This window comes from Mesorhizobium sp. IMUNJ 23033 (assembly GCF_044778005.1).
Lineage (GTDB): Bacteria > Pseudomonadota > Alphaproteobacteria > Rhizobiales > Rhizobiaceae > Mesorhizobium > Mesorhizobium amorphae_A.
Window position 1 is genome coordinate 95443 of record NZ_JBJACT010000028.1, and the last position, 12424, is coordinate 107866.

At 63.7% G+C, this 12424-nt stretch carries 14 protein-coding genes and 1 pseudogene; 10 read left to right on the forward strand and 5 right to left on the reverse strand.

Features of this window, described 5'->3' with window-relative positions; all coding sequences use genetic code 11:
- The first annotated feature begins 82 nt into the window (after window positions 1-82).
- A complete protein-coding gene (hfq, locus tag ACFX5Q_RS26080) occupies window positions 83-328 on the forward strand; it encodes an RNA chaperone Hfq (protein WP_006202172.1) in 246 nt (81 codons plus the stop codon).
- The gene (gene hflX / locus ACFX5Q_RS26085; RefSeq protein ID WP_404282694.1) at window positions 329-1720 is read left to right on the forward strand and encodes a GTPase HflX; all 1392 of its coding nucleotides are present in this window, start codon (window positions 329-331) and stop codon (window positions 1718-1720) included.
- Between the two features lie 6 nt (window positions 1721-1726).
- Here the strand turns inward: hflX and mazG are convergent, their stop codons facing one another.
- Entirely contained in the window at window positions 1727-2551 is an 825-nt protein-coding gene (gene mazG, locus ACFX5Q_RS26090; RefSeq protein WP_404282706.1) for a nucleoside triphosphate pyrophosphohydrolase, read from the reverse strand.
- A gap of 111 nt (window positions 2552-2662) precedes the next feature.
- Window positions 2663-3847, reverse strand: coding sequence for an aromatic amino acid transaminase (locus ACFX5Q_RS26095; RefSeq protein ID WP_404282695.1), 1185 nt, complete (start codon window positions 3845-3847; stop codon window positions 2663-2665).
- 183 nt (window positions 3848-4030) lie between these two features.
- On the opposite strand from ACFX5Q_RS26095, the gene ACFX5Q_RS26100 reads away from it, so the two are divergent.
- The 7 genes from ACFX5Q_RS26100 to ACFX5Q_RS26130 all read left to right on the forward strand — a co-directional run bounded on the left by ACFX5Q_RS26100 (window position 4031) and on the right by ACFX5Q_RS26130 (window position 9755).
- Window positions 4031-5191, forward strand: a complete 1161-nt coding sequence (locus ACFX5Q_RS26100; RefSeq protein WP_404282696.1) for a TIGR03364 family FAD-dependent oxidoreductase — start codon at window positions 4031-4033, stop codon at window positions 5189-5191.
- Between the two features lie 12 nt (window positions 5192-5203).
- Window positions 5204-6019 (forward strand): phosphonoacetaldehyde hydrolase, encoded by an 816-nt coding sequence (gene phnX, locus ACFX5Q_RS26105; RefSeq protein WP_404282697.1) that lies wholly within the window; start codon window positions 5204-5206, stop codon window positions 6017-6019.
- A gap of 112 nt (window positions 6020-6131) precedes the next feature.
- Window positions 6132-6665 (forward strand): sigma-70 family RNA polymerase sigma factor, encoded by a 534-nt coding sequence (locus ACFX5Q_RS26110; protein WP_404282698.1) that lies wholly within the window; start codon window positions 6132-6134, stop codon window positions 6663-6665.
- Window positions 6662-7429 (forward strand): anti-sigma factor family protein, encoded by a 768-nt coding sequence (locus tag ACFX5Q_RS26115; RefSeq protein WP_404282699.1) that lies wholly within the window; start codon window positions 6662-6664, stop codon window positions 7427-7429. Before ACFX5Q_RS26110 ends, ACFX5Q_RS26115 begins: the two co-directional genes overlap by 4 nt.
- A gap of 25 nt (window positions 7430-7454) precedes the next feature.
- A complete protein-coding gene (locus ACFX5Q_RS26120) occupies window positions 7455-8171 on the forward strand; it encodes a Bax inhibitor-1/YccA family protein (protein WP_404282700.1) in 717 nt (238 codons plus the stop codon).
- A 213-nt stretch (window positions 8172-8384) separates the two neighbouring features.
- Entirely contained in the window at window positions 8385-9251 is an 867-nt protein-coding gene (locus ACFX5Q_RS26125) for an aldose 1-epimerase family protein (RefSeq protein WP_404282701.1), read from the forward strand.
- A 33-nt stretch (window positions 9252-9284) separates the two neighbouring features.
- Complete coding sequence (locus tag ACFX5Q_RS26130) at window positions 9285-9755, forward strand: hypothetical protein (RefSeq protein ID WP_404282702.1); 471 nt, start codon at window positions 9285-9287, stop codon at window positions 9753-9755.
- Window positions 9756-9774: 19 nt separating this feature from the next.
- Here the strand turns inward: ACFX5Q_RS26130 and ACFX5Q_RS26135 are convergent, their stop codons facing one another.
- Both ACFX5Q_RS26135 and ACFX5Q_RS26140 read right to left on the reverse strand, forming a co-directional pair.
- Complete coding sequence (locus ACFX5Q_RS26135; RefSeq protein ID WP_404282703.1) at window positions 9775-10686, reverse strand: agmatinase; 912 nt, start codon at window positions 10684-10686, stop codon at window positions 9775-9777.
- A 102-nt stretch (window positions 10687-10788) separates the two neighbouring features.
- A complete protein-coding gene (locus ACFX5Q_RS26140) occupies window positions 10789-11469 on the reverse strand; it encodes a TetR/AcrR family transcriptional regulator (RefSeq protein ID WP_404282707.1) in 681 nt (226 codons plus the stop codon).
- Between the two features lie 189 nt (window positions 11470-11658).
- On the opposite strand from ACFX5Q_RS26140, the gene ACFX5Q_RS26145 reads away from it, so the two are divergent.
- Window positions 11659-12135, forward strand: coding sequence for a RidA family protein (locus ACFX5Q_RS26145; protein ID WP_404282704.1), 477 nt, complete (start codon window positions 11659-11661; stop codon window positions 12133-12135).
- 66 nt (window positions 12136-12201) lie between these two features.
- On the opposite strand, the pseudogene ACFX5Q_RS26150 reads toward ACFX5Q_RS26145, so the two are convergent.
- Window positions 12202-12424, reverse strand: a pseudogene (locus tag ACFX5Q_RS26150) (IS5/IS1182 family transposase); the annotation flags it as partial.

Sequence of the window (12424 nt, forward strand, 5' to 3'; positions counted from 1 at the left end):
AGGGTGTTTGCGCGCTTGACATGCGCCCGGTAATTTGGCGCATTGGCTGCAAACCGAAGGGGATCGGCGAAAGACAAGAACAATGGCGGAACGATCGCAAAACCTTCAGGACCTGTTCCTGAATTCAGTTCGCAAGAGCAAAAATCCACTCACCATCTTCCTCATCAACGGCGTGAAGCTGACCGGCGTCGTCACTTCGTTCGACAATTTTTGTGTGTTGCTACGTCGAGACGGCCATTCCCAGCTTGTCTACAAGCACGCCATTTCCACGATCATGCCGAGCCAGCCGGTTCAGATGTTCGATGGCGAGGAAAGCCAGGGCGCCTGATTGGCTCGTGAGAAAGACGCGGACCGCAGCGTCCGCGGAAAATTGGCACATCAGCCGGGGACGGAAGCCAAAGGCCCGACCCGGGCTGTTGTCATCGTGCCTGTGCTTACCCGCCATCAGCGCAGCGACGATGAGTCGAACCGTCCGCGGCTGACGCGTTCGGCCGAGGCCCGCCACGACGAAGCGGTCGGGCTTGCCCGCGCCATCAACCTCGATCTGATCCACACGGCGGTGGCCACCGTCAACGATCCACGCCCGGCAACCTTGCTGGGCAGCGGAAAGGTCGAGGAGTTCGCCGAGATCGTCAAAGAGGGTCACGCTGAAGTGGTCATCGTCGACCACCCGTTGACGCCGGTGCAGCAGCGCAATCTCGAGAAGGAACTGAACGCCAAGGTGCTGGATCGCACCGGGTTGATCCTGGAGATCTTTGGCGAGCGTGCGCGGACCAAGGAAGGCACGCTGCAGGTCGAACTCGCCCATCTCAATTACCAGAAGGGCCGCCTGGTGCGCAGCTGGACCCACCTCGAACGGCAGCGCGGTGGTGCCGGCTTCCTCGGTGGTCCCGGCGAAACGCAGATCGAATCCGACCGGCGCATCCTGCAGGACAAGATCATCAAGCTGAAGCACGAACTGGAAACGGTGCGCCGCACTCGCGACCTGCACCGCGCCAAGCGCAAGAAGGTGCCGTTCCCGGTGGTAGCGATCGTCGGCTACACCAATGCCGGCAAATCGACACTATTCAACAAGCTGACCGGGGCAGGGGTGCTGGCCGAGGACATGCTGTTCGCCACGCTCGATCCGACGCTGCGCCGCGTGCGCCTGCCGCACGGCACGCCGATCATTCTTTCGGATACGGTCGGCTTCATCTCAGACCTGCCGACGCATCTGGTCGCGGCCTTCCGGGCAACGTTGGAAGAGGTGGTCGAGGCCGATCTGGTCATCCATCTGCGCGATATCTCCGACCCCGACACGGCCGCGCAGGCCGAGGATGTCGAGCGCATCCTGGCCGACCTCGGCGTCGACGCCGGCGATGCCAAGCGCGTCATCGAAGTCTGGAACAAGATCGATCTGCTCGACGAAGGCAACCGCGCCAGGCTGCTGGCCGATGGTAATGACGGCAGCAAGGCGCCGCCGATTGCAATTTCCGCCATCACCGGCGAAGGCCTCGACGCGCTGAAGGCGCTGATCGAGACCAGGATGGCGGGCGAACTGGAGGAGCTCACGGTGACGATCGAGCCGGCGCAGTTCGGCCTCGTCGACTGGCTCTACCGCAATGGCGACATCGTCTCGCGGACCGACAATGAGGATGGCAGCGCGACCATCTCGCTCAAAGCCACGCACTTCGCCCGGCAAGAGATCGACAGCCGATTGCACCGTAAAAACAACGGATAAGTCTGATTATTTCGTGCTCTTGGCCTGTTGCCAGAGCGCTTCCATTTCCTCCAGCGTCGCTTTTTCCAGTGTGTTGCCGGAGGCTTCCAGCGCCCGCTCGACATAGTGGAAGCGCGAGCGGAATTTCTCGTTGGTGCCGCTGAGTGCCGCTTCGGCGTCAAGCTTGAGGTGGCGGCCCAGATTGACGATGGCAAACAGCATGTCGCCGAACTCGTCCTTGATGGGTGCCGCGTCGCCCTTGGCGAGAGCCTCGCGCAGCTCGGCGATCTCCTCCTCGATCTTGTCGAGGATAGGCGCCGCTTCGCTCCAGTCGAAGCCGACACGGGCCGCTTTCTCCTGAAGCTTCAAGGCGCGCGTCAAGCCGGGCAGGGCGACCGGCACACTGTCCAGAAACCCCTTGCCGTGGTCTTCCGGATCGTGGCCGCGCGCGATGAGGGCAGCTCGCTTCTCGGCTTTCTCCTGCGATTTGATCTTCTCCCACATGCCCTTGGCCATGCCGGCGCTGCGCGCTTCTTCGTCGCCGAAGACATGCGGATGGCGGCGGATCATTTTCGTGGTGATGGCCTGGACGACGTCGCCGAAGGCGAATTCGCCTGATTCTTCCGCCATTTGCGCATGATAGACGACCTGCAGCAGGAGATCGCCGAGCTCTTCGCGCAGATCGTCCAGGTCGCCGCGCGCAATGGCGTCCGCCACCTCGTAGGCTTCCTCGATCGTGTAGGGTGCAATGGTCGAAAAGTCCTGCTCGATATCCCACGGGCAGCCGGTTTTCGGCGCCCTGAGCGCCGCCATGATCTCGATCAGCCGGGAAATGTCTTGCGAGGGTTTCATCAGCCGGATGCTATCGTGCATGCGGCCGGCCGGCCAATGCCGTCGGTCGGCAAGGGGGCATTGTCCACAGGTGCCGGTGCGGAACCAGCCGATCCCGAGAGGTCGACTGGGCTAGTCGAGCACCGAGACGATCGCCTTGGCGAGCTTGTCCATGCCGTCTTCCGGCAGGCCGGCGACATTGATGCGGCTGTCGCCGACCATGTAGACGCCATACTCGGCGCGCAGGCGCTCGACCTGCGCCTCGGTCAGGCCAAGCCGCGAAAACATGCCGCGATGGCTGGCGACGAAATCGAAGCGGTCGGAATTGGACTGCCGGTGCAGCGCCTCGGCGAACGCGACGCGCAGCCTCAGCATGCGCAGGCGCATCTCCTCGAGCTCCGCTTCCCAGTCGGCGCGCAGCGCGGCATCTTCCAGAACCATCCGCACCGCCGCGGCGCCATGGTCCGGCGGCATCGAATAGATGGCGCGCGCCGCCGACAGCATCTGGCTCATCGCCACATCGGCCTGGGCGCCATCCTTGGCCAGGATCATCGCCGCGCCGACGCGGTCGCGGTAGACGGCAAAGTTTTTCGAACAGCTCGAGGCGACGACCATTTCAGGGACTTTTGCGGCGAGCAGGCGCAGACCGCCGGCGTCGGCGTCGAGCCCTTCGCCAAAGCCCTGATAGGCAATGTCGACAAAGGGCAACAGGCCGCGCTTGACGACAAGTTCGGTCACTCCGGCCCATTGCGCCGCATCGAGATTGGCACCGGTAGGATTGTGGCAGCAGCCATGCAGCAGCACCACGTCGCCGCTCTTGGCGGTCCGCAATGCCGCCAGCATGTCATCGAAGCGAACCGCGCCCGAGGCGGCGTCGAAATAGGGGTATTCGCGGATCTGCAGGCCGGCGGCACGCATCACCGGCATGTGGTTCGGCCAGGTCGGGTCCGACAGCCAGATGGTGGCGTCGGCGCGGGTGCGCTTCAAAAGTTCGGCCACAAGCCGCAGCGCGCCGGACCCGCCGGGCGCTTGCGCGGCGCGAATGCGCGAGAAGTCGACTGCCTCGCCAAAGGCCAGCCTGGCCATCGCCGTGTTGAACCCGGTGTCGCCGGCAAGGCCGAGATAGGTCTTGGTGTCCTGGCTGTTGAGCAGCCGCTTTTCGGCCTCGCGCACGGCGCGCATGACCGGCGTCTTGCCGTCGCGGTCCTTGTAGACACCAACGCCGAGGTCGACCTTGTCCGGGCGCGGGTCGGCGCGATAGAGGCCGATCAGGGCAAGTATCTTGTCGGCAGGGGCGGGCTGCAGGGTTTCGAACATCGACATGGCTCCAATGGCGGCGGAGTGATACGCAAATCGGCCGGGCTTCGCCAGCGGTTTCCTATGCGGCAGGCTGAAAAGCCTCGGCGCCAAGATGCGAAACGTGCCCTACACGTTCCTGTCACATCGACGTAGTTTGAATAGCCATTTCCGGGACAAGCGCGAGAATGACGGCGTGAGACGATGATGAGCCGGCAACAAAAATTCGACCTCGCCATTGTCGGCGCCGGCATTGTCGGCCTGGCGCATGCGCTCGCCGCCGTTCGCCGTGGCCTTTCGGTCGTCGTCATCGATCGCGACGCGCGGGCCAATGGCGCCTCGGTGCGCAATTTAGGTTTTATCACCGTCAGCGGCCAGGAGCGCGGCCAGGTCTGGCGGCGGGCGATGCGGTCCCGCGATATCTGGCTGGAGGTGGCAGGACCTGCCGGCATCGACATCATCCAGCGCGGCGCCGTCGTCGTTGCCCGCCGTCCGGAAGCGCGAGCGGTGGTCGAGTCCTTCCTGCAAACAGAGATGGGCGAAGGCTGCAAGCTGCTCGAAGCCGATGCGCTCAACCGCGACTATCCCGGTTTAGCCGGACAGGAATTTGCCGGCGCCCTGTGGAGCCCGCACGAGGTGCGTGTCGAATCGCGCCAGGCGATCCCGCTTCTCGCGGCCTTTCTCGCCGAACGGCACGGCGTCGAGTTCCGCCGCGAAACGGCGGTTCGCCGGGTCGAGCCGCCTTATATCGAAACCAGCCGCGGCATCGTGCAGGCCGGCAAGGTGATCGTTTGTCCGGGCGACGACCTGGCGACGCTCTATCCCGACCGCATCGCACACTATGCCGTCACGCGCTGCAAGCTGCAGATGATGCGGCTTGCCGATCCCGGTTTCAGGCTGCCGGTATCGGTGATGTCCGACCTCGGGCTTGCGCGCTATGCCGGCTATGCCGCCTTGCCGGAGGCGGTCGCCTTGCGGCGCCGGTTGGAAGCCGACCAGCGCGATGCGCTCGACAATGGCGTGCATCTGATCGTGGTGCAGGGCGCCGACGGCACGCTGGTGGTCGGCGATTCCCATCACTATGCGACAACGCCCGATCCGTTCGCTTCGGAGCGGGTCGACGAGATCATCCTCGAGGAGTTCAGAGCCGTGTTCGGCGGACCGGTTCCGTGCGTGCTCGAGCGCTGGACCGGCATCTATTCCTCGGCGTCCGACCGTACCATGTTCGCCGACGCGCCGCATGAGGATGTGCGGCTGGTGATGATCACCAGCGGCACAGGCGCCAGCACCTCTTTTGCCATTGCCGAAGAGGTGATCGACGAGCTGTTCGGCGCAACCACGTCCCAGACAATGAAGATCGCATGATGGGAAGATCGTATGATGGCCACTGAGGGCCTGCTCCGCGCCGTGGTGTTCGACTGGGCCGGCACCGTCGTCGACCACGGGTCGCTGGCGCCGATGGGCGTGTTCGTCGAGGCTTTTGCAGAGTTCGGCGTGGCGATCAGCGTCGATGAGGCACGCGGGCCGATGGGCGTGGCCAAGCGCCCGCATATCGCGGCGCTGATGGCGCTGCCCAGAGTCGCGGCGGCCTGGGCGAAACAGCGCGGCCATGCGCCGACGGACGCCGACATCGATGCGGTCTATGATGTGTTCGTGCCGAAGAGCCGGGCGGTCGCGGCGCGGTTTTCGGATGTCATCCCCGGCGTTGCCGATGTCGTGTCGGCGTTGCGGGCGCGCGGTCTCAAGATCGGCTCGACCACCGGCTATACGCGCGACATCATGGCCGAGATCCTGCCGGTGGCGGCCGGGCAGGGGTTCTCGCCCGATTGCCTGGTCTGCACCGGCGATACGCCCGACGGCAGGCCGACGCCGTTCATGCTGTGGAAGGCGCTGACCGAGCTTGGCGTCTATCCGCCATGGCTGAGTGTCAAGGTCGACGACACCGAAGTCGGCATCGCCGAAGGGACCAACGCCGGTGCCTGGACGGTCGGCGTCGCCGTGACCGGCAATGTCTTCGGCCACACGCTGGCGGAGACGCAGGCGCTGGCGCCGGACGTGTTCAGGAAAAAACGTGTCGAGGCAATCGCCAGACTCAGCGCCGCCGGCGCGCACTATGTCGTCAATGGCGTCGCCGACCTCTTGCCGGTCATCGCCATGATCGAGGGCAGGCTGCGGCGCGGCGAAAGGCCTTGAGCGAAGCCTGAGCGCTTTCAGCAGGCTTCATCGGTAGTCCCGTCCGAAAGGCGACGGCAAAAAAATTCGACACAGGCGGGATTAAAACCTTACCGTGCTCCGTAAACAGGGCATGAAACGGTCGATGCCACGCTTCGATATCGTAGGGCAGCTGGGTTCCCTGCGTCGCTACGCGCACTCGCTGAGCCGCGACAGCACTGAGGCCGAGGATCTGGTGCATGACGCGCTGGTGCGGGCCTATGAGCGGCGCGGCACTTTCCGCGCCGGCGGCAATTTGCGCGCGTGGCTGCTGTCGATCGTCCACAATGCCTTCATCGACCGCTTGCGGTCGCGCCGGTCCGAAGCGGCGAGGCTCGGGCAGGCGGGGCAGCTTGCCGACAGAAGCACACAGGCTCCGCAGGAGCATTCCGTTCGCCTGGCGCAGATACGTGAAGCCTTTTTCACGCTGCCGGACGAGCAGCGCTCGGCGCTGCATCTCGTCGCCATCGAGGGGCTTACCTACGAGCAGGCGGCCAAGGCCAGCGGCGTGCCGCTGGGAACGCTGATGTCACGCATCGGCCGGGCACGCGCGACGCTGCGCGAGATGGAAGACAATGCGCCGGCGCGCGCCAAAAATCATCTCCGGATCGTGAGAGGCGAGCCATGACCACAGTGCTGGATCCCGTGACCGACGCCGAGCTTGACGCTTATGTCGACGACCAGCTGGACGTTGCCCGTCGCATCGAGGTCGAGGCGTTTCTGTCCGCGCGTCCCGAAACGGCGGCGCGGGTGATGTCCGACCTCAGGACACGCGACGAACTGCGGGTGGCGCTTGCCGGTTCAAAAGGCATGGCGCGGCCGGCAACGGCCGATGCCGCCCGGCGGCTGGAGAGGGGACTCGCACGGGGCCGTGTGCTCGGCGTGCTGCAGCGGGCGGCGGCGGTCGCCGTCTTCGTCGCCGCGGGCTGGCTGGCGAACGGCATGCTCGGGCCGGTGACCAAGGTCGTCGCCTCGACCCAGCCGCCAGCCTATCTCGAGGAGGCGATCCGGGCGCATCGGACGACGCTGATGCGCGAAGCCATGGCATCCCAGACCGAGGCGCCGAATTACGACAGCGACGAGATCCGCGCCGCCACGGCGATCGTCATGCCGTCGCTGCCGAAGGAATGGAAGGTCCGCGACGTACAGGTCTATCCGTCACAGTTCGGCCCGAGCGTCGAAATGATCGTCGAAGCCGGGGAGCTTGGGCTGATCTCGCTCTTTGCCATCAGGCCGGGAACGTTCGACGTGGTCAGGCCTGCCGTCGCACCCTCGGGCGATATCTCGTCAGCCTATTTCCAGATCGGCGATGTCGCCTACGCAATCGTCGCCCGAAGCGATGTCCGCGACCTCGACCGCGCCGCCGAGACACTCGCCAAGACGCTTTACTGATCCGATCCAGCCAAGGAGAACCAGCATGAATACCCCCGATCTTGGATATCGCGTAGGCGCCGGCGCCCGAGCCGGCGCCGTGTACGACGAGGGCCTGCGCCAGCATATGCTGCGCGTCTACAACTATATGGGCCTTGGCCTGGTCGTCACTGGCCTCATCGCCTTCGCCGTGGCCTCGACGCCCGCTCTCTACGTGCCGATCTTCTCCACCCCGCTGAAATGGGTGGTGATGCTGGCGCCGCTCGCCTTCGTGCTGTTGTTCTCGTTCAAGATGCAGACGATGTCGGCAGCAAGCGCCCAGGCCATGTTCTGGGCCTTCTGCGCCGTCATGGGCCTGTCGCTGGCTTCCGTGTTCCTGGTCTTCACCGGGACCAGCATCGCGCGCACCTTCTTCATCGCCGCCACCATGTTCGGCGCCACCAGCCTCTACGGCTACACGACCAAACGCGACCTGACCCAGTTCTCGTCCTTCCTGATCATGGGCCTGATCGGCGTGGTGATCGCCAGCGTGGTGAACCTCTTCCTCGGCTCGACGGCGCTGCAGTTCGCGATTTCGGTGATCGGCATCGCCGTGTTCATCGGCCTGACCGCCTGGGACACGCAGACGATCAAGGAGCAGTATGCGGAAAACTTCGACGCGGAATCGCGGCAAAAGCTCGCCGTGTTCGGCGCCTTCTCGCTTTATCTGAACTTTATCAACATCTTCCAGCTGTTGCTGAACTTCACCGGCGAGCGCGAATAGTCCGGAACCGTAGCAGGCAACGCTGCGTATCTTGCCGTGGCCGGAGGGAAATCTCCGGCCACGGTTTTTCATTTGAAGCGGGCGCGATCTCGCCCGTAGCGTGAAAGCGCTCGTCGCGGCTGTATGTATGAGTTGCGGCGCAGCCCGCCGCTCTTGAGTTCACGCTGGGCCTTTTGCTAGCCTGCGGGCCACACCAGCCACCCGCGAGGACGTATGGAACAGGTGACGCTTCACGGTGACGGCATCTCGGCGACCATCGTCGGGCAGGGGGCCGAACTGGTCTCCTTGCGCGATGCGGAGGGAACCGAGCTTCTTTGGCAGGCCGGTTCTGCCTGGCGGCGTCATTCACCGGTTCTGTTTCCGATCGTCGGCCGACTGAAGGACGACCGGTTGTGCCATCAGGGGCGCAAATATCCGATGACACAGCATGGATTCGCCCGCGACAGACGCTTCACGTGGGCGGAGCAGGGGCCTCGGTCATGCACGCTGGTTTTGACCGACGATGCCGATACCCGTGCCCACTACCCGTTCGCCTTTCGCCTCGCGGTCAGCTACAGCCTGGGCCAGCGGCAAGTCGGCGTTGCGTTTGAGATCACCAACACCGGCGACGAGACGCTGCCAGCATCGATCGGGGCGCACCCGGCATTCAATTGGCCGTTGCTGCCGGGTCTGTCGAAGGAAGCCTACCAGTTGGCCTTTGCCGACAATGAGCCGGCGCCGATCCGCCGGCTGAAGGATGGCCTTCTGCTGCCAAAGCCGCAGCCCACGCCCATCGAAGGCAAGAGCCTCGCCCTGTCGGAACGGCTGTTTGAAGACGACGCCGTCATCCTGGATCGGCCTGCCAGCACCAGCGTGCGCTACGCCGCCGACCGCGGGCCGGCGATCGAGATGTCGTGGCAAGGGTTTCGGGAATTAGGTATCTGGTCCAAACCCGGCGGCGCGCCGTTCCTTTGCATCGAACCCTGGCATGGCCTTGCGAGCCCGGTGGATTTCGATGGTGAATTCACCGACAAACCCGGCGTGATGCTGATCGAGCCTGCCGCGAAGCGTGTTCTGAGCTACCAGGTACGTCTGCTGTAGCGTCGCGCACAACGGCTGGTCGGAGTGAGCCCAATGAATTCCAAAACGATCGAGATCTACCGTCCACGTGGTGTTTCAAATTTGGGCCAATGGGACATTGGCGGCCTCAAGCTCAAAGTCTATGGCCTCGTCGCAGACAACAAGGAAGTCGACGGGCCCATGGCGACCCTGGCGCAGTCATTCGTGCGACAGGACGTTCTGCCGCGTGTGGCGGACGAGGGCGATGACAATGGCATGGGCTTTGTGATCATTCATCCTGGCGAGCTGGGCGTTTCCATCTCGGCTCACTGGTGGATACAAGGTTCGGTGCTTTGTCAGCATATCTATCGGAAGCTGTATTCCGCCACCGAACCGATGGATACGGTAACGAGACCTGTTGTGGCCTGTGTTTGGGAATTGGCTCTGATAAACGCCGAGCAGGAGACCTGGCGAGAAACGATGATGAAAAGCGAGCCCAGTCCGTCAGCATACATGGACGCTCGAGCAGGCTTCAAAGCGGCATAGAGGCGAGGTAAGCCGGGTTTCAAACCTGCCGGACGATGGTGCCGATCGCATTGACGAGAAGCCGCGCGGCGGTCAGGGCCGACAGGCCGTCAATGTCGGCGGGCGGATAAAGCTCGACAAGGTCGAATCCTGCGATCCTGGCCCGTTTGCCGAGGCCCGCGATCAGGTCGATCACCTGCGTGTAGGTGAGGCCGCCAGGTGTTCGCGCCGCCACGCCCGGCATGATGCCGGGATCGAGGCCGTCGCAGTCGAGGGTGACGACGACCCGCGCTCCTTCCGGAATATGCTTGAGAGTGGCTTCGACGCCCTGGGCGTGAACCTCGCGGGCGGTCACGAAACGGCTGCCATAGCGCCGCGCCGCTTCGATTTCGGCGAGGCGCGCGCTGCCGACGCTACGCAGGCCCACCTGGACGATCCCGGCGACATGCGCCATCTCACTCGCCCGGCGCATCGGGCTCGAATAGCCATAACGTTCGCCATGCACCTCGTCGCGCCAGTCGATATGGGCGTCGACCTGCAGGATCCAGACCGGCCCGTGATCCGCAAAGCCGGCAAGGAAGGGAATGACCACGGAATCATCGCCGCCGAGCAGGATCGGCACGGCCGGCAATGCCAGGATATCGCGCGTGTTCGCCTCGATCCGGGCCCGGTTGCCGGCATTGTCATGCATGGTGGTCGCGATGTCGCCGGCGTCGACGCAACAGACCGGCTGGCCCTCGAACAGCGGGCCGCCGAGATCGAAATCCCAGTGCTCGACGAGCGCGGCATCGTCCTGGCTCGCAGCGCGGATGGCGTCGGCGGCCAAGGCATGGCCGCTGCTGTCCTTGCCGGGATAGGTGCTACCATGACCGGCTCCAAAGATCACCGCACGGGGCGTGCGACCATCGGCGAGGCGATCGGGGAAGCCGAGAAAGGGAGGCGAGGCGGTCATTTCTGGATGGCCTTGATGATGGTTCAGCTGAAATTTCGGTGTTGAGGGCGCAGGATAGGGTCGTTTGCGGGAGAGGGCTTATCTGATGTTGCAACCAAGTTCTTATCTTGGAGCGAGGCCATCGAGCAGGAAGTCGAGACCTTTCCGGAAAGCGCCGTCCCAATCGTCATCCAACAGCAGGCGGGAGCGTTCGATCGTCGGGTAGCGTTCGCTGGTAAGGCGCTGCTGCGCGGCGGCCCTGTCGTCGTCCGAGAGGTCGAAGCTCCCCCGAGTGATGGTGGCGCCCATCACATAGTTCCAGAGCGACCATATCGCGACGTTCAGATCTGCGTCCGCTACACCGGCTGTCGACAAGGTCTTGCTCAGCAATTCCAGGCGACCGAGGATGTTCGGGCCGAGGGCCCGGCGCGGCAACAGCGATGCCGACCAAGGGTGGCGCAGCATGCTGGTGCGCCAGTCTTCGAGCATATGAACGACATCTGCGCGCCAGTCTTGAGACTCAACCATTTGCGGTGGTCCGCGATATTCGAGCACCGAGTCGAGCGCCAGATCAAAGACCTCCTCCTTGTTGTCGACGTGCCAATACAGGCTCATCGCGCCCGAGCCGAGGCGATCGGCCAGCCGGCGCATCGTCAATCCGTCGAGGCCTTCGGCGTCCAGAAGTTCCAGCGCGGTCGCTACGATACGGTCCCGGGAGAGAGGCGATTCAGCAGGCACCTCCTGCGCGGGTTGGGGCGCCGCCCTTGGCCGCTTGCTCCCGGCGTCGCTGCGTTTGGCTGCCATCATTTTCCTCTCTCGCCGAACTTCGATTTTGGCAGTCACCGTCAGGAATGTCGATGCTGACCACTTGACTAGTACGTTGTACCATACGATGACTCGTACATCGTATGAGTCACCCTATGGCTGATATGGTTAAAGTGCAATCATTCCGGTCGCGAGGGTCGCTCGCAGCCCGGAGGCCAAGAGAAAATCATGTCACGCAAGCATCTGCTTATCGGAGGGCTAATCATCATGAACATATCAATCCCCACAGCAGCGACGGCGACTGAGAACAAGCTGACCATCGTCAATCCGAAGACCCTCTACGACCCATCGCCGAATGGCTACAGCACGGCGGTGATTACGCCGCCCGGCGCCAGGGTGGCCTACATTTCCGGGCAGGGCGGCCAGGACGCCACGGGAGGCCTGTCGCCCGACTTCGCTGTCCAGGTGAAACAGGCCTATGCGAACCTGAGCGCCGCGCTCGAGGGTATCGGCGCGAAACCCAATCAGGTCGCCAAGCTCACGGTCTTCGTTGTCGATCACGACATGTCCAAGCTTGAGGTGCTGACCAAGAGCGTCAAGGAAATGTTCGGTGAGGCGCTGCCGGCGCAGACTCTGGTTCCCGTTCCCAAGCTTGCAATCGACCCGATGCTGTTCGAGGTGGAAGCCGTGGTCGTGCTCGACTGACGGTGCGAGCTTCTCGATCTGATCGCGCACTGGCTGCTCTACGAGCGCACTAGGCTGAATCGACATTCACCGCATCCATAGCATTGCGCAAGCGAGTTGGACGAAACTGAGGAAGCATAGGGCACGCCGGTCGTATCGAGTGGCTATGCGTCTGAAGTGCTTGAGCTTGTTGAAGCAGCGTTCGATCAGGTTGCGCGCCTTATAGGCTTCGAAGTCGTAGGGTATCAGGATCTTTCGGGTCGGGTTGCAGGGGATGACGGCCTCAGCTCCCATATCGGCGACAATGGCG

Excerpts from the sequence above, each read along its gene's own strand:
- ACFX5Q_RS26100 (WP_404282696.1), top strand. The coding sequence starts at position 4,031 with ATGATGAGCCGGCAACAAAAATTCGACCTCGCCATTGTCGGCGCCGGC.
- ACFX5Q_RS26110 (WP_404282698.1), top strand. The coding sequence starts at position 6,132 with ATGAAACGGTCGATGCCACGCTTCGATATCGTAGGGCAGCTGGGTTCC.
- ACFX5Q_RS26115 (WP_404282699.1), top strand. The coding sequence starts at position 6,662 with ATGACCACAGTGCTGGATCCCGTGACCGACGCCGAGCTTGACGCTTAT.
- ACFX5Q_RS26125 (WP_404282701.1), top strand. The coding sequence starts at position 8,385 with ATGGAACAGGTGACGCTTCACGGTGACGGCATCTCGGCGACCATCGTC.
- hfq (WP_006202172.1), top strand. The coding sequence starts at position 83 with ATGGCGGAACGATCGCAAAACCTTCAGGACCTGTTCCTGAATTCAGTT.
- ACFX5Q_RS26135 (WP_404282703.1), bottom strand. The coding sequence starts at position 10,686 with ATGACCGCCTCGCCTCCCTTTCTCGGCTTCCCCGATCGCCTCGCCGAT.
- ACFX5Q_RS26095 (WP_404282695.1), bottom strand. The coding sequence starts at position 3,847 with ATGTTCGAAACCCTGCAGCCCGCCCCTGCCGACAAGATACTTGCCCTG.
- ACFX5Q_RS26140 (WP_404282707.1), bottom strand. The coding sequence starts at position 11,469 with ATGGCAGCCAAACGCAGCGACGCCGGGAGCAAGCGGCCAAGGGCGGCG.
- mazG (WP_404282706.1), bottom strand. The coding sequence starts at position 2,551 with ATGAAACCCTCGCAAGACATTTCCCGGCTGATCGAGATCATGGCGGCG.
- ACFX5Q_RS26145 (WP_404282704.1), top strand. The coding sequence starts at position 11,659 with ATGTCACGCAAGCATCTGCTTATCGGAGGGCTAATCATCATGAACATA.
- ACFX5Q_RS26120 (WP_404282700.1), top strand. The coding sequence starts at position 7,455 with ATGAATACCCCCGATCTTGGATATCGCGTAGGCGCCGGCGCCCGAGCC.
- phnX (WP_404282697.1), top strand. The coding sequence starts at position 5,204 with ATGATGGCCACTGAGGGCCTGCTCCGCGCCGTGGTGTTCGACTGGGCC.
- ACFX5Q_RS26130 (WP_404282702.1), top strand. The coding sequence starts at position 9,285 with ATGAATTCCAAAACGATCGAGATCTACCGTCCACGTGGTGTTTCAAAT.